This is a genomic window from Streptomyces sp. NPDC093149 (assembly GCF_044754145.1).
GTDB lineage: Bacteria > Actinomycetota > Actinomycetes > Streptomycetales > Streptomycetaceae > Streptomyces.
In genome coordinates, this window is record NZ_JBIVON010000006.1 from 351,991 (window position 1) to 367,817 (window position 15,827).

13 protein-coding genes and 1 pseudogene are annotated in these 15,827 nt (G+C 70.8%); 8 read left to right on the forward strand and 6 right to left on the reverse strand.

Going from position 1 to position 15,827, the window contains the following annotated elements; genetic code table 11:
* Positions 1–271: 271 nt before the first annotated feature.
* Complete coding sequence (locus tag ACIQCZ_RS20830; protein ID WP_402283983.1) at positions 272–691, reverse strand: hypothetical protein; 420 nt, start codon at positions 689–691, stop codon at positions 272–274.
* 278 nt (positions 692–969) lie between these two features.
* Complete coding sequence (locus ACIQCZ_RS20835; protein ID WP_402283984.1) at positions 970–1,389, reverse strand: ATP-binding protein; 420 nt, start codon at positions 1,387–1,389, stop codon at positions 970–972.
* 134 nt (positions 1,390–1,523) lie between these two features.
* Here ACIQCZ_RS20835 and ACIQCZ_RS20840 point away from each other — a divergent pair, with 134 nt between their 5' ends.
* On the forward strand, positions 1,524–2,390 hold the full coding sequence (locus tag ACIQCZ_RS20840) for a helix-turn-helix domain-containing protein (protein ID WP_402283986.1): 867 nt from the start codon (positions 1,524–1,526) through the stop codon (positions 2,388–2,390).
* Positions 2,387–2,632 (forward strand): DUF397 domain-containing protein, encoded by a 246-nt coding sequence (locus tag ACIQCZ_RS20845; RefSeq protein WP_402283988.1) that lies wholly within the window; start codon positions 2,387–2,389, stop codon positions 2,630–2,632. The genes ACIQCZ_RS20840 and ACIQCZ_RS20845 overlap by 4 nt, the downstream gene beginning before the upstream one ends.
* Positions 2,633–2,855: 223 nt before the next feature.
* Here ACIQCZ_RS20845 and ACIQCZ_RS20850 read toward each other — a convergent pair whose 3' ends face one another.
* A complete protein-coding gene (locus ACIQCZ_RS20850) occupies positions 2,856–3,710 on the reverse strand; it encodes an NmrA/HSCARG family protein (RefSeq protein WP_402283990.1) in 855 nt (284 codons plus the stop codon).
* A gap of 180 nt (positions 3,711–3,890) precedes the next feature.
* Between ACIQCZ_RS20850 and ACIQCZ_RS20855 the strand changes: the two genes are divergently transcribed.
* Together ACIQCZ_RS20855 and ACIQCZ_RS20860 are read left to right on the forward strand one after the other, a co-directional pair.
* On the forward strand, positions 3,891–4,553 hold the full coding sequence (locus ACIQCZ_RS20855) for an HAD family hydrolase (protein WP_402284192.1): 663 nt from the start codon (positions 3,891–3,893) through the stop codon (positions 4,551–4,553).
* A gap of 404 nt (positions 4,554–4,957) precedes the next feature.
* On the forward strand, positions 4,958–7,729 hold the full coding sequence (locus ACIQCZ_RS20860; protein ID WP_402283991.1) for a hypothetical protein: 2,772 nt from the start codon (positions 4,958–4,960) through the stop codon (positions 7,727–7,729).
* Positions 7,730–8,612: 883 nt separating this feature from the next.
* On the opposite strand, the pseudogene ACIQCZ_RS20865 reads toward ACIQCZ_RS20860, so the two are convergent.
* Positions 8,613–8,804: pseudogene (locus ACIQCZ_RS20865) on the reverse strand (glycoside hydrolase Chb); the annotation flags it as partial.
* A 209-nt stretch (positions 8,805–9,013) separates the two neighbouring features.
* On the opposite strand from ACIQCZ_RS20865, the gene ACIQCZ_RS20870 reads away from it, so the two are divergent.
* Positions 9,014–9,799, forward strand: coding sequence for a hypothetical protein (locus ACIQCZ_RS20870; RefSeq protein ID WP_402283992.1), 786 nt, complete (start codon positions 9,014–9,016; stop codon positions 9,797–9,799).
* Between the two features lie 166 nt (positions 9,800–9,965).
* Here the strand turns inward: ACIQCZ_RS20870 and ACIQCZ_RS20875 are convergent, their stop codons facing one another.
* Both ACIQCZ_RS20875 and ACIQCZ_RS20880 read right to left on the reverse strand, forming a co-directional pair.
* Positions 9,966–11,450, reverse strand: coding sequence for a peptidoglycan D,D-transpeptidase FtsI family protein (locus ACIQCZ_RS20875; RefSeq protein WP_402283994.1), 1,485 nt, complete (start codon positions 11,448–11,450; stop codon positions 9,966–9,968).
* A 73-nt stretch (positions 11,451–11,523) separates the two neighbouring features.
* Positions 11,524–12,369 carry an LLM class F420-dependent oxidoreductase gene (locus ACIQCZ_RS20880; protein ID WP_402283995.1) on the reverse strand — a complete coding sequence of 282 codons (846 nt, stop codon included), beginning with the start codon at positions 12,367–12,369 and terminating at the stop codon, positions 11,524–11,526.
* A 214-nt stretch (positions 12,370–12,583) separates the two neighbouring features.
* Here ACIQCZ_RS20880 and ACIQCZ_RS20885 point away from each other — a divergent pair, with 214 nt between their 5' ends.
* The 3 genes from ACIQCZ_RS20885 to ACIQCZ_RS20895 all read left to right on the forward strand — a co-directional run bounded on the left by ACIQCZ_RS20885 (position 12,584) and on the right by ACIQCZ_RS20895 (position 15,814).
* Positions 12,584–14,074 (forward strand): CehA/McbA family metallohydrolase, encoded by a 1,491-nt coding sequence (locus ACIQCZ_RS20885; protein WP_402284194.1) that lies wholly within the window; start codon positions 12,584–12,586, stop codon positions 14,072–14,074.
* Between the two features lie 391 nt (positions 14,075–14,465).
* Positions 14,466–15,110, forward strand: coding sequence for a DNA polymerase ligase N-terminal domain-containing protein (locus tag ACIQCZ_RS20890; protein WP_402283997.1), 645 nt, complete (start codon positions 14,466–14,468; stop codon positions 15,108–15,110).
* Positions 15,101–15,814 carry an endonuclease gene (locus ACIQCZ_RS20895; RefSeq protein ID WP_402284196.1) on the forward strand — a complete coding sequence of 238 codons (714 nt, stop codon included), beginning with the start codon at positions 15,101–15,103 and terminating at the stop codon, positions 15,812–15,814. The genes ACIQCZ_RS20890 and ACIQCZ_RS20895 overlap by 10 nt, the downstream gene beginning before the upstream one ends.
* The last annotated feature ends 13 nt before the right edge of the window (positions 15,815–15,827 follow it).

Here is a 15,827-nt window from a genome sequence, read left to right on the forward strand (position 1 = left end):
GCCGATCAGGCTGTGGCGAGGCGGTGGTGACGGACGAGGGCGGCCGGTCGCCCGACGAAGGCGAGGAAGTGCTCAGGCCTGCATGCGTCGCGGCGGTACGGGCTGCGGCATCCCGCCGGCCCGGCGTCGAAGCCGCGCGGCGCGGGTGTGGTCGAGAACGAACGTGACATGTGGAGGGGGTGGTGTCACGTTGTGCGGACAGGGTGGTGCCTGACTGGATGGATGAGTCCAAGGAACCCGGGAGGGCCGCAACAAGGTCGACCGTCCCTGCTCAGTTCAGGCGCCGCCGGTAGTAGGAGATCGTGACGACCATGAGCAGTGGCCCCCACAGCAGCAGTGGTGCGTAACAGGCGTCCATCACGACGAGCGCCGGCCCGGTCGGGGCTCCCTGCGCTCCTCCGAAGCCGCCCGCCCGGGGGATCGTCAGCAGCATCACAACGGCCGCGCCGAGCAACGCCGGAATCACCGCCGCCAGCGGCGCGACACGCTTCCCTCCGATCAGCGGGATCCAGCCCGGCACCACCTCGCCCCAGGGCTTGACCAGCCCGAGTGTGAGCAACGTAAGCCCTTCGGTACCCAAGCTCATCGCGATGCACATGGCGCTGAACCAGCCGGGGATGTCCAGTCCCGTGGTGTCGAATCCCACCGGTACGCCGACCCCCATCGCGATCCGCCAGATCCCGGACGGCACGGCAGTGAGTGCCGCAATGTGCGCGACTCGGACCACCCATCGGGCAGGGGGCCGACTCTCGGAGACGGCAGCGGCTGCAGGTATCCCAAACGTGACCACGGCTCCATGCTGTCTCGCGACCCACCCCGCCAAATCATGCGCAAGGACCAACTCGACTCCGCCTCGCGAGGGACGGAGACCTTCGGATCCGACCGGACAGCCGCCGACACCCGACTGCCGAGATCGTAGAAGCCCAGGTCACCATCATCGTGATTCGCCTCGGCCGCATCGGCTGACCGTCACGAGGTCGTGGCCAACTCGGCCCAGACCGTCTTGCCCACGCCCCGGTCCTTCACGCCCCACGACATCGCCAGCGCCCCGACCAGATGCAATCCGTACCCCGATTCCGCACCGGGCCGGGGCGGTTGCGGCTCCGGCTCCCGCTCGCCCCGCGCGTCCGACACCTCGACACGGAGCGTGCCCGCGAGGACGACGAGCCTCAGTTCGAAGTCCCGCCCCGCCACAAGCCCGTGCAGCACCGCGTTGGCCGCCAGCTCGGACACGATCACGGCGGCATCGTCCGAGAGCTCGCTGCCGTACGGCACACCCCACTCGTCGAGTTGATGCACAGCGAGCCGACGGGCGAGCCGCGCGCCGCGACGAGTGGCGCTGAAGCGTTGGACGAACTCGGCGCCCACAAGGGTGATTTCGGCGTTCATGTGACTCAGCGTGTCCGGTTCCTCGTACGCTGACCAGGAATGACACCTCGACGCCGAGTAGCTGTACGGGCACGCCTGGTCGGCTGTACGGGGCGTCGGCCGTGACCGGGCGGACAGAGAGCGGTGCGGGGCAGATGGCGAACGCGGAACGCGAGGAAAGGCCGGAACGGCCGACCGAATCGGACGGCACGGCGCACCTCTTCAGGGCGCTGGGCAAACAGATCAAGGTGTTGCGCGAACGCGCCGGCCTCAGCCAGAGGGATCTGGGAACGGCGACCCACTGCGGCGAAGACCTGATCTCCGCGATGGAGCGGGGCGTACGGACACCCCAGCCGGACTTCCTGGGCCGCGCGGACCAGGTGCTGGACGCGGGCGGCGTGCTGCGAGCGGCGGTCGACGAGGTACGGGAGGCGTTGTCACGGACACGGACACGGCACCCGGACTGGTTCCGGGACTATGCGCGGGTGGAGGCGGATGCGGTCGCGCTGCACATCTACAGCACGCAGGCCGTGCCAGGCCTTCTCCAAACAGAGGACTACGCACGTGCAGTCTTTACGCAGCGACGACCACTACTGGACGAGCAGACGATCGAGAAGCGGGTGGCTGACCGAATGGACCGCCAACGGATCTTCGACCGCTGGCCCGCGCCAACATTCAGCTTTGTGCTGGAGGAAGCCGTCCTGGAACGTCCGATCGGCGGACAACTCGTTCACAGACAGCAGTTGCAGAGGCTCTTGAGTGCCGGCCGCATGCGAACTGTGGAACTTCAGGTCATGACAACCGACCGGGAGGAACACCCCAGCCTGGATGCCTCGTTCACGCTTCTCACTCCCAAGGGCCGCCAGGAAGCGGCGTACACGGAGACGTACGGTCATGCGCGGCTGATCACTGCCCCAGAGGAAGTCCGGGTGTTCAGCGAGCGTTATGGGATCATCCGCTCGCGGGCTCTCACCCCCACGGAGTCCCTGACGCTGATCGAGAAGATGCTGGGAGAGCGATGAACACCGGGCAACTCCACTGGTTCAAGAGCAGCTACAGCAGCGGCGAGGGCGGCGAGTGCATCGAGGTCGCCTACGACTGGTGCAAGTCCAGTTACAGCGACGGCGAAGGCGGCAACTGCGTCGAGGTCGCGACCTGCCCCACCACCGTCCACATCCGCGACTCCAAGGTCACCCAGGGCCCCCACCTCGACGTCGCCCCCGCCACCTGGTCGGCGTTCGTCGCGTACGCGCAGCTGGGGTAGTCCGCGTGATGACATCACCCGGCCCCCCTTCGTGGCCGGCGTACGCGCAGCAGGGCCGAGCCCCCACCGGCACTGCACCGGATCAGGGCACCCCCGACTCGGTGCAGTACGACACGGCCGACCGCGACTCGCCTTCCGCTCCCCCGGCCCCGGCCTCCCTGTCGCGGCTGCTGGGGCGACGCGCACCGAGGGGGCTGAGGTGCTCTGCGTGAGCACCTGCGGGTCACGGGCGGGGTGTCGGCCAGTTCTGGGCGTCCGCCCACGCCCCGTACGAAGTCCAGGGGACGTCGGGGAACTGTGCCCGCAACGCCTCCAGGTCCACCTGGTAGCCGGTGTCCGTCAGGAATCTGTACATGGCGAACATGTCGGGGTTGATGGTGCGCAGGTCCTCCAGCGGCGTCCGCCGGAACGCGACCGTGCCCCCGGCGGCCCGGCCGATCTCCTCGGCCATCCGGACCGGTGTGGGATCGTCGCCCGCCACCTCGATCCGCTGCCCGGTCCAGCGGTCCGGATCGGCGACGACCGCGGCCACCACACAGCCCAGGTCCTGCCGAGCCACCTGCTGGAGCGGGGTGTCGCCGGGGAGCGGCATGGTGAGGAGGCCGGCGGCGACCTCGTCCATGGCTCCCAGCGCGTTGTCGTAGAAGTAGGTCGGTGCCACCACCGTCGCCGGGAGCCCGGAGTCGGCGAGCAGTTCCTCGGTCCTGGCCTTGGTCTCGAAGTGCGGGACCCCGGTGTCCCGGTCCGCACTGGCGACGGAGGCCAGCACCAGATGCGGCAGTGCGGCGTCCGCAGCTGCCCGGACGATCGCCGCGCCCTGGGCCACCTCCGCGTCCAGACCGTCCTGGAACGGGGTGGTGACGGCGAACGCGGCCGTCGTGCCCCGGAACGCCTCGGCGAGCGAGGCCGCGTCGAACAGGTCCCCGGGGACCACCTCCGCTCCGGCCACCGCCAGCGCCTTGGCCCGTCCGCTGCCGGGATCGCGCACCACGGCGCGCACCCCGCGCCCGGCCTCCAGCAGGGCGCGGGCCACCGCGCCGCCCTGGCCTCCGGTCGCTCCGAGTACCGCGATGGGCATGGGTCCTCCTTGATCGAGTGGCATGGGTCCATGCTGACCAGCGGTGGCCCGAAATGCCAGCAGGAACCCCCGGATGCCGCACGACCGACGGACCGCACCTCCCCGCCCCGCCCTGCTCGCCCCGTCCTCCTCGCGCCCTCGCCCGGCCGTCGGCGTCCCTATCCTGTCCGGATGACCACGATGGCTGGGCCTCCCCTTGAACTCGTCATATTCGACTGCGACGGTGTGCTCGTCGACAGCGAGAAGATCGCCGTGCGCGTCCAGGTCCAAGTGGGCGCCGAGCTGGGGTGGGCGCTGACGGCGGACGAGGTCGTCGAGAAGTTCGTGGGCCGGTCGAACGTATCCATCGGTGAGCTGGTCGACGCCCGCCTGCCGGGCCGGTCCACGGCCTGGCAGCAGCGCTTCGAGCAACTCCACCGCGATGCCGTGGAGACCGAACTCGTCGCGGTCGACGGCATCCACGAGGCGCTGGCCGCTCTCACGCTCCCCACTTGCGTGGCGTCCAGCGGCAGCCACGAGAAGATGCGACACACCCTGGGCCACACCGGTCTCCACGCGCACTTCGAGGGACGCATCTTCAGCGCCACCGAGGTCGCCCGCGGGAAGCCCGCCCCCGATCTCTTTCTCCACGCGGCCCGGCGGATGGGTGTCGACCCCGCCGCCTGTGTGGTCGTCGAAGACAGCAAGTACGGCGTCCAGGCCGCCCGTTCAGCCGGTATGCGAGCGTTCGGCTTCGCGGGCGGGCTGACCCCGGCGCACTGGCTGGAGGGCCCGGACACCGTGGTCTTCGACGACATGCGCAAGCTGCCGGCGCTGCTGTCCGGACTCTGCCCCTCGCTCTGACCTGCGGCGGCACGTGAGAGGGCCGGGCGCCCCACCTCGGGTTCCAGGCGAATGAGTCCGATGTTCTTGCCGGCCGCGACCGTTCGGCACGAAGGACGGCAGGGCGACGACTACGGAAGCCGGTGCAGCTCCCAAGAGCTGGGGGATTCGCGTCGGAGCGGGGAGGTCACGGTTCCCCGCACGGACGTCGGACCGCCGCTCCGGGCCAGGATCCCTCGATCAGCGGACCGGCCCCATGACTCCCGTCCGGCTCTTGTTCTCCTCCTGTTTGGCGCCTGTCAGATTCCTGTCAGATTTCCCCATGCCGACAACCGGTGACGGCTCGTCATCCTCTCCCTGGTGCGAGGGGTGCTCCTGGGATTCCTGGGGCGCTGAAGCACGAGCAATGACGAGGAGACACCATCGTGAGACAGGTCTCACGCGCGCTGACGGCTGCCTTGGCGGCCGTGGCCCTGGCGGCGGCTGCGCCAGGGCCGGCGCACGCGCAGCCGGCCGCCGATTCCATACCCGGCGCGCCACCGGGTGCCTCCGGGGAGCGGCTGCCGGAGGGGTGGCGCGTCGAGGGCGGGGAGCTGATCTGGAGTTCGCCCGAGCCCGTGGGCATGGGCGGCGCCCTGGTCGAGTTCCGCTCGGGGGAGCGGACCCTCGGCGTCCCGAAGCCCTCCCCCGACCAACGCACCTTCCGGCTCCGCCTCGGCGGGGCGAGGGTCGGACCGGTGAGCGAACTCCAGGTGGTCGCCGGTTCGCGGCGGCTGGATGCCGCGGGGGCCGACCGGGCGCCCGGTAAGCGACGCTCGTCGGCCGCGGCGGCGCCCCAGGACCCGTTCCCCGCCAACCCGGTCGACCCCGGTGTCGCCGGTAAGTACCGCACCACCAGCGGTGAGTACGTCCTGAAGTCGGTGAGGCTGCCGGGCTACGCCGAGCCCGTGGAGATGCGCGCCACGGTCGTCGGCCCGACGGACGCGCCGGGGAAGCGACCTCTGGCGCTCTTCCTCCACGGCCGCAGCGCCACCTGCTACGAGCCCGGCGAGAACAGCGCGGGCATGGAGTGGCCGTGCAAGCCGGGCAACAAGGAGATCCCGAGCTACCGCGGCTTTCTGCACGACCAGAAGCTCCTGGCATCCCAGGGCTATGTGACGGTCTCCATCTCCGCGAACGGTGTCAACGCGCAGGACGGCCGCGCGGCCGACTTCGGGGCGCAGGCCCGTTCGTCCCTGGTGCGCCGGCACCTCGCCCGCTGGGCGGAGTGGGGCGCGAACCCCGCGAAGGCCCCCAAGGCCGTGCGCGCGACGGAGCCCGTGGACCTCTCCAAGGTGCTCCTGGTCGGCCACTCCCGGGGCGGCGAGGGCGTCAACCGGGCGGCCCTCGACAGCGTCTCCCCGCCGCCGCCCGCCGAGGACGGCTACCGGGGGCCGGTGGGCTGGCGGATCCGCGGCACCGTCCTGATCGGCTCCACCCTCTTCGGCCAGAACCCCACACCCGATGTGCCGTCCATGGCCCTCCTGCCGGGCTGTGACGGCGATGTGAGCGACCTCCAGGGCCAGATCTACGTCGACGGCACCCGGGGCATCGGCCGGGGCACGGCGCTGCACAGCGCGGTGTACATGGTCGGCGCCAACCACAACTTCTTCAACACGGAGTGGACGCCCGGCCAGGCCGAGGCTCCGGCCTTCGACGACTTCTGGGACGACGAGAACAATCCGGACCCGGTCTGCTCGGCACAGGCCGAGACCCGGCTGACCGCCAAGCAGCAGCAGACGGCGGGCGCCACCTACATCGCCGCCGCCGCGCGGCTCTTCCTCGCGGGTGACGACCGGGTCCGCCCGCTGCTCGACGGCTCCGACCGGCGCGCGCCCTCGGCCGGCCCCGCCCGGGTGCTGACCCACGCCGTCGGCGGCAACCGCACCCCGGCGATCCGGCCCGACGACCCGCTCTCGGTGACGAACGGGCGCGTGTGCCGGCAGATCACGACGAGCGCCGGCCGGGCCTGCAGGCCGGATTCCGAACCCGGTAGGTCGCCGCACTTCGCGTCCTGGGCGGAAACCACCAGTGAGCCGGGCCGCAACGCGGTCACGGCGCGCTGGACCGAGCCGGGCACCCCGGTCCGGCTGACGCCGAAGCGCGCCTTCTCGCTGGCGGGCTCCGACGCGCTCACCCTGCGGGTGATGGTGCCGCCGAACACCCGGGGCACCCGGCTCGACGTCGCCCTCACCGACACCTCCGGCAAGCGGGTGAGGCTCGGTCAGGTCACCGTCGACGGCCTTCCCGGCTCCGACTCGACGGCCGCGTACTGGGCGCGTGAGGTCCGCGTCCCGCTGAAGGCCGCCGCCGGCGCCGGTGTCGACCTGAAGCGGGCGCAGTCGCTGGAGCTCACCCCGCGCAGCAGCTCCGGCGAGCTCTGGCTGATGGACGCCTGGGGCTGGCGCCCCGGCACTCCGGCGGTACGCCCCGTCGAGCTCTCACGTGTCGACATCGGCAGGCTGACGGTCAAGGAGGGCGATTCCGGCACCCGCACCTACCGCGTGCCCGTCCACGTCACCGGCAAGGGCACCGGCGTGATCAAGCTCGCCGTCCGCGACCCGGAGACCCACGAGTCCACCGTCCGCACCGTGACGGTGAAGGCCGGTGGCTCCGTGGACGTGCCGATCACGGTCAAGGGCAACTCCCGCTTCAACTACGACCTCAACCACGAGGTCGCGGCCAAGGCCGTGCGCGGCACGGCGGTCGGCGGCGCCTTCGGGGGCGTGCTCGTCGAGAACGACGACCCCATGCCCACGGTCAGCGTGAGCCCGGTCGCCGACTCGGTCACCGAGGGCCAGAAGCTCACCTGGAAGGTGGAGCTCTCCGAGCCCGCCGACGTCAACATCGAGACGCGGTTCGACCTCCTGCCGGTGCACGAGGGCACGGAGCTGTCCACGAAGGACGTCGACGAGGAGTGGCTCTCCCTTCTCGGCGTGTCCGCCGACCCGGAGCGGCCCCTGTCCGCGGACAGTCCCTCCCTCTGGGTGTCCGTCCCCAAGGGCCGGACCAGCACCGAAGTGTCCGTGCCCACGGTCACCGACGCGCTGACCGAGCCGGAGGAGTCCCTGCGGATGCAGGTGTACATCCTCAAGGAGAACGAGTGGCTGGAGGGCCCCCTCCTCACGGGGAAGGTCACGGACGCGCGCCGGAGCTGACGCCCGGAATCCATGTCCCGCGCTGACGGTGCCTGAGCGCACCACCCGGACGATGGCACCGGCCCCCGCCAAGGGGACCGGTGCCATCGGCGCGAGGGGGCCACGCAGGGGCCACGCAGGGGCCACGGAAACCCGCTTCCCCCCGCGACGGCCTCGCGATCACGACGCGTGAAGCGTTCCGAGCTTCTGTGCGGCGGGACCCTGCGCCCCCTCAAGGAGCAGGGCGGGCGAACCGGCTACTCCGCGAAACGCCAGGTGATGTCGATCATCTCCTGGTCGAGGGGGGCGAGTGCCTGGAATACGGCGGGTGTCAGATCGAGGCCGTACCTTCCCGAAGTCGGGCTCGCGTCAAGGACCGTCGCGGTTACGGACTTCCCGTTGTGCGTGACTACGACCTTCCTTCCGCACTGAGGAGGCGGGAATCCGGATCCGAACATGCTGGGGTCGAGCGCGACGACGAAATCGCCGTTTGTGATTGCTCGGCCGCATGCCCCCGGCCCCCCGTTGGAGTCGAAGAAAGTCGCCGTTCCGCTGTAGCTCTGCGGCGGCTGTTGCGGTGACTTGCCCTGCTCCGGGGGCGGTGTCGTCGTCTGACCCGGCTCCGGGGGCGGTGCCGTTGGGCTGCTCTGCTCCGGGGGCGGCGTTGTGGTGCTGCCCGGCCCCGGAGGTGGTGTCGTTGTGCTGCCCGGTTCCGGGGTGAGAGTGGAACCGGGCAACTCGGTCAGGGTGGGGGCGGGTTCCTCCGGTTGCTCCGAAGCGCTCGCACTGACGCCGCGCTGACGTTCGACACAGGCCGAGAACGCCGGGCACCCGTACGCGCAAGGGCCGGGCGCCGCACCGTCTGGTGCGGGGTCGCCCGGCCCTTGTGTTCGGCTCGACTGCGTCAGCGGGCGACCGCCTTGGTCGCCTTGCTGGTCGCGGTACCACTGGCGTGGCCGGTGCGGCGGGCGGTCACCTTCACGGTGATCTTCTTGCCGCGCCGGGCGGACTTGAGCGTCAGCGAGGACTTGGTCGCGCCGGAGATCGCCTTGCCGTTCGCGTACCACTGGTAGCCGTACGAGGTCGGGGCGGGCGCCCGGAGAAGCGCCCCGCCACCGGCCGCGAACGGCAGGCCACCGGAACGACGAGCGACTCGCCTCACACGCCGCCGACATGCGCACAACATCGGTCCGCCTGCCGGAGATCCGACCGAGGCCGTCCCGGAATCCCTACACACAGGGCGGATCCGGGGATCGCTACCCTGTTCTCCCGCTGTCACGAGGCAGGGGAGAACAGGGGTGGGACATGCGCAGAAGAATCGCTGCGGCATGCGTGGTCGGGGCGGTGGCCACGGGGATCGCGGTGGCTCCGGCCGCTCACGCGGAGGGGCGGGGTGACATCCGGGTCACCAAGACCGTTGTGAACGGCGGCAGCAACGTGATCGTCGGGGTCAAGAACATCAAGCTGTTCCCGATCACCATGACGATCAAGGACAACTCGGGGGTGAAGGGGGTCACCGATGTGTCCGCGTTCAACACGACCAACGCCCACGGACCGGTCGACCACCTCGGCACGACGTGCAGGAAGGTCAGCGCGACAACGTCCGTGTGCACGGCAACGATGCAGATCGACCCGGCATGGATCGACTCGTACGGAAGCGGCAACGAGGGCTGGGACGCCAACTCGGTCGCGGGGAACTGGCAGGTCAACGCCACGGTCCAGGCAAATGACCGCGACTACTGGATCTCCGACCGCATCGCCTTGTTCAAGGTGAAGCGCGCCGCGACCCTGACCACGGACGCCACGCCCGAGCCGGTCAGGAAGGGCGGCACCCTGACCGTCACCGGGAAGCTGTCGCGGGCCAACTGGACGGACCTCAAATACCACGCGTTCACCCGACAGGTGGTGAAGCTGCAGTACAAGACGCCCGGCGGCGCCTACCACACCGTGAAGACGGCGACGACGGACAGCAAGGGCCATCTGCGCACGACGGTGAAGGCCACCGCCTCGGGCAGCTGGCGCTGGGCGTTCCTCGGTACGACCACGACCATGAAGGTCGTCTCCACCGGCGATGCCGTCACGGTGAAGTGATCTCGCGGCGGGCCGGGAACGGCCCGCCGACGGGGCGCGGTCCCGCGCGGACCGGCCGCTTCCGCCCCGGGGCGTCGTCCGTGGGTGCAGGGAGGCGGCGGGCCGGTGCACGCCGCCACCGTCGGCGAGGCGCGACGAGCGCCCCCGTCGGGGCGTGCGGTGCGGGCTACTCCCCCAGCACGGCCCGCATCACGTTCTTCGCGATCGGAGCGCCGAGGCGTCCGCCCGAGATGTCCTGGCGCGAGATGTCCATGTCCGTCGGGTCGATGAACACCGCGACCGCCACCGACCGGCCGTCGGCCTTCTTTCCGTACGAGACGAACCAGCCGTACGGCACCTCGTCCTTCACGTTCACGCCGCGCTGCGCCGTACCGGTCTTGCCGCCGACCGTGACGCCGTCGATCAGGGCCCGCTGGGCGCTGCCCTCCTTGGCGGTGAACTCCATCATTTCCTGGACCTTCTTCGCCGTCTCCTCCGACACGGCCTGACTCTTGAGCTTCGGCTCGTTCCTCTCCAGGACCGACAGGTCCGGACCGCGCAGCTCCTCGACGATGTACGGCTGCATCAGCTTGCCGTCGTTGGCGAGGGCGGCCGTCACCATGGCCATCTGCATCGGCGTGCTGGTGAGACTGCCCTGGCCCATACCGGTCAGCGCCGTTCCGGGCTTGTCCAGTTCCTTCGGGTAGAGGCTCCTGGTGGCGAGCATGTCTCCGAACTCGTCCGAGTACACATCGGAGTTGAAGCCGAAGTTCTCCGCCGTCTCGCGCATCTTGGCGGCACCGACCTTGGACGCCGCGTCGAGGAAGACGTTGTTGCAGGAGTACTGCATCGCGGTCTTCATGGACGCATTGGCGCACACCGCGTCACCGGCCTCGCTGCTGATCTTGTTCGTGGAGAGCGGCAGGGGGTACGGGGAGACGGCGTCGGACGCCGCGTCGACGTCGGTGACCACGCCGTTCTCCAGGGCCGCGGCCGCCGTGAGGATCTTGAACGTCGAGCCGGGCGGGAAGGTCTCGCGCAGCGGGCGGTTCGCGAGCGGCTTGCGCTTGTCCTTGACGAGGGCCTGGAAGCGGTCGCCCTCCTTGAACGAGTTCCCGGCGAAGACGGTGGGGTCGTACGAGGGAGTGGAGACGAGGGCCAGGACCTTTCCCGTACGCGGGTCCAGAGCGACCACCGCGCCGCGTGCGCCGAGAGCGGTCAGCCCCTGGTAGCCGGCCTTCTGCGCCTTCGGGTCGATCGTGGTGATCACGTCGCCGCCGCGCCGCTGCTCGCCGGTGAGGATGTCCTTGGCGTGCCGGAACGCGAACCGGTCGTCCTGGCCGCTGAGGATGGTGTCGTACGTCTTCTCCAGCAGGGACATGCCCTGCGCCTGGGAGGCGTAGCCGGTGACCGGGGCGTACATCGGGCCCTGCCGGAAGGTCCGCCGGTACTTGAAGTCGGTGCCGTCGACCGCCTTGGAGCCGGTGATCGCCCGGCTGCCCACGATGATGTCGCCGCGCGGGGTGGCGAACTGGGTGATCTTCACCCGGCGGTTGTGCTCGTCGGTGGCCAGTGACTCGCTGCGGATGTGCTGGAGCCAGTTCGCCCGCAGCAGCAGGGCCAGCACCAGCAGTCCGCAGAAGATGGCCACGTGTCGCACCGGCCTGTTCATCGTGCTCCCGTCCCCGGTCCCGATCGATCTCTGAATGGGGAAGATGCACGTACCGGGCCGACGGTTGCACTGCTCACAGATGTTCCGCGTAGCCGTCCAGTGTGCGCAGCACCTCCGCTTCCCCCGCCGGGGGCAGTTGGAGTACGACTTCCTCGATACCCAGCTCCGCGTAGTGCGCCAGCTTGCCCGGGCTCGGGAGTACCGCGTACGGCACCACCTGGAGTTGCTTCGGGTCCCGGCCGGCCGCCTCCCACACCTCGCGCAGCCTCGGTACGGACTCCGTCAGGCCGCGTCCGCCGATCGGGAGCCAGCCGTCCGCGTACTGCGCGATGTGCGTGAACAGCCTCGGGCCCGCCGCGCCGCCGATCAGGGTGCGGGGGCCGTTCACCGGGCCGCGTGGCTCCTGGACCGGCTTCGGGTACGCGTGGCTGGCGCTCACCGAGCCGAACTCGCCCTCGTACGCGGTCGGTTCGGCCGACCACAGGGCGCGCATCAGGGCCATCCGGTCGCGGGTGAGGTCACGGCGCGTCGACCAGTCCACCCCGTGGTCCGCGGCTTCCTCGACGTTCCAGCCGTAGCCGAGGCCCAGCGTGAACCGGCCGCCGGAGAGATGGTCGAGGGTGGCGATCCGCTTCGCCAGGTCGATCGGATCGTGCTGGGCGACGAGCGTGATGCCGGTGCCGAGGGCGAGGTGCTCGGTGACCGCGGCAACCTGCGCGAGAGCGACGAAGGGGTCGAGGGTGCGGCCGTATTCGGGCGGGAGCTCGCCACCGGCCGGGTAGGGGGTGTCCCTGCTCACCGGGATATGGGTGTGCTCGGGCAGATAGAGCCCGGCGAAACCGCGCTGCTCGAGCTCGCGGGCGAGCCGCAGCGGCGTGATCGTCTCATCGGTGAGGAAGATCGTTGTGGCGATCCGCATACGAGGACACCTCCGTCGTGGTCCGGTGACGGCCCCAACGTATGCCGTGCGGTGCGGAAAGCCGAGTGCCGCGGAGCACGGGCCCCGTTCGTGCCTCCCGGCGTTCTTCCGGAGTTCACGGCTTCCCGCCAGGGTCGAGTACGTCATCCTCGCCACCACGACACCCCGGGGAGTCACCCGTATGTCCTCATCGCAATCCGCCCACGGCCGTCCGATGGCCAGGCGCGGCCTTCTCGTCGGGACGGCGGCCACCGCTCTAACGTTGGGCACCGTGAGCTTCGCCGACGCCGCGACCGGCAACGACGCCCCCGACCGGACCGTGACCGTGCGCGGCACCCTGCCGACCGGGTCGCCCGACTACGTGTATCTGCCGGTCGAAGTGCCGGGCGGGGTACGGGAGATCGCCGTCTCGTACACGTACGAGAGGACGCCCGTCCCGGCCGGGACGCAGGGCAACGCCCTCGACATCGGCATCTTCGACGAACGCGGCACGGAGCTGGGCGGGCGCGGGTTCCGGGGCTGGTCCGGCGGGGCCCGCAGCAGCTTCTTCATCCGGGCCGACGAGGCGACGCCCGGCTACATCGCGGGGCCGGTGCGGGCCGGGACCTGGCACATCGCCCTCGGGCCGTACACCGTCGCCCCGGATGGGCTCCCGTACGAGGTGACGATCACCCTGCGCTTCGGTCCCACCGGGTCCACGCCGAAGCCCGTGTACCCGCCGGAACGGGCGAAGGGGCGCGGGCGCGCCTGGTACCGCGGGGACTGTCATCTCCACTCCGTCCACTCGGACGGGAAGCGCACCCCGGCCGAGATCGCCGCCGCCGCTCGCGCGGCCGGGCTCGACTTCATCAACAGCAGCGAGCACAACACGTACTCCGCGCACGGCGCGTGGGGCGGGCTGTGGGGCGACGATCTGCTCGTCCTCACGGGCGAGGAGATCACCACCCGCAACGGGCATGTGATCGCGCTCGGCACCGACCCGGGCACATTCGTCGACTGGCGCTACCGGGCCCGCGACAACCGGTTCGGGCACTACGCGAAGACCGTGCGGCGGGCCGGTGGCCTGGTCGTGCCCGCGCATCCGCACGCCACCTGCATCGGCTGCCACTGGAAGTTCGGCTTCGGTGAGGCGGACGCGGTGGAGGTGTGGAACGGGGCCTACACCCCGGAGGACGAGATCGCCCTGGCCGAGTGGGACAACTCCCTGGTCGCCGCCGTCCGTTCGTCGAAGCCGTGGGTTCCGGCGATGGGCAACAGCGACGCGCACCGGGAGCCGGACAGGGTGGGACTGCCGCAGACCGTCGTCCTCGCCGACGAGCTGTCGCGCGGGGCGATCACGGCCGGGATCCGGGCCGGGCGCTCGTACATCGCCGAGTCGTCCGCCGTCACCCTGTCATTCGACGCCTCGAGCGGACACGGACTGCACGCCGGGATCGGCGAGCGGCTGCGGGTGGACGGCGACGACACCCCGGTCACCGTGCGGCTGGAGGTGACCGGGGCGCCCGGGTGCACCGCGCACTTCGTCACCGACCAGGGCACGCTGTTCACGGCCGTGCTGCCGGAGTCGGGGGCGGGGGCGGTCCAGTGGCGTACGACGCCGGCCTACGCCGCCTATGTGCGGGCCGAGGTCCGGCACCCGGCGACGGTACCGGGGCTGCCGGGGGCGCCGGCGGCGCTCACCAATCCGGTGTTCCTGGAAGGTTAGGTTCCTTCGTTCGGACCGGCGCGGCACGATCCGAACGAAGGACCCTGAGGGCTCTCCCGTGATCCCTGGTGGATCGCCGCGCGGCGTCGGATGCGGCGCATCGAAAGACGGAGGGACGTCCGCATACCGGATGCAGGCGGATGTTCCGACAGCGCGGCGAGGTGCCGTAACTGCCGTCGTGTGCCCGCCGGGGGTACGGGACTGTGGGGCGCGTCCTGCGCCGTCTCTGCCGCGCCACAGATGATCTCGATATCAAGATACTTGATGTCGACATACAAGCGGTCCTTGCTGCCGACGCGCCCTCGTCCCCGTGCGTCCCTGTGCGCTTCGCGGCCGGGGGCGTCACAGTGGAAGAGGGGCACCGGGCGGGGCTGCCGGAGGAGGTGTCCGCATGGATGTGACCGGCGGGAACGACGACCGGCTCCGGGACTATCGCGGCAAACGGCACTTCGACGTGACCGCGGAGCCACGCGGCGACGGCGGGGGGACGGGCGCGGCGCCCTGCTTCGTCGTACAGATCCATCAGGCGCGCCGCATGCACTTCGATTTCCGGCTGGAGGTCGGCGGCGTGCTGAAGTCCTGGGCGGTGCCGCGCGGACCTTCGGAGAATCCCCGCGAACGGCGGCTGGCCGTCCCCACGGAGGACCATCCGCTGGAGTACCGGACGTTCGAGGGCGTCATCGCCAAGGGCGAGTACGGCAGCGGCACGGTGATCGTGTGGGACCAGGGCACCTACCGTCCGCTCAGCCACGACCGCCGGGGCAGACCGGTGCCGTTCGAACAGTCGCTGGAGGACGGGCACGCGACCTTCTGGCTCGACGGAACCAAGCTGCACGGCGAGTTCGCGCTCACGCGCTTCAAGGGGCGCGACGAGAGCGGCGCGCCGGGCGGCGAGATATGGCTGCTGATCAAGGCCAAGGACAAACGCGCCACCCATGACGGGCCGGGCACACCCGACCCGTACCGGGCACGGTCGGCCCGGACGGGGCGCACGCTCCAGCAGGTCGCGGCCGAGGAAGGGGGCGGATCCCGGTGACCGCCCGCAGCACCGTGGAGGTTCTGCTCAGCCGTTACGGCACCACGTACGCCGCCGAGGCCGGCATCCGGCTGCGGAACACCCCGCAGCCCCTGTACCAACTCCTGGTGCTCAGCGATCTGTTGAGCGCACGCATCCGGGCGTCCGTGGCAGTGGCCGCGGCCCGCGCACTCTTCGCCCACGGCCTGCGCTCCCCGGACCGGATGATCGCGGCGACGTGGCAGGAGCGCGTCGACGCTCTGGGCGAGGGCGGCTACCGGCGTTACGACGAACGGACCGCCACGCAGCTCAGCGACGGGGCGGAGCTGCTGCTGTTCGAGTACGGAGGCGATCTGAGGCGGCTGCGCAGGGAGGCGGACGGCGACCTGGACGTGCTGCGCGGCGGGCTGCGCAGGACCCCGGGCATGGGCCCGGCCGGTGCGGACATCTTCGTGCGCGAGGTACAGGCGGTGTGGCCGGAGACCGCGCCGTTCCTGGACGGAAAGGCACTACAGGGCGCCGAGAAGCTCGGGCTGCCCGCCTCACCGGCGAAGCTCGCACGGCTCGCGGAGCAGGCCGGGGAAGCCGGACAGGACGAACCGGCCGGACGGGACGAGCAGGCCGAACCGGCCGACGGTCACGGGCCCGCCGTGCTCGCGGCCGCTCTGGTGCGCGCGGCACTGGACCAGCACGTCGTGGACGACGTCAGAGAACGGGCCGCCTGAGAGCCTGCCGGGT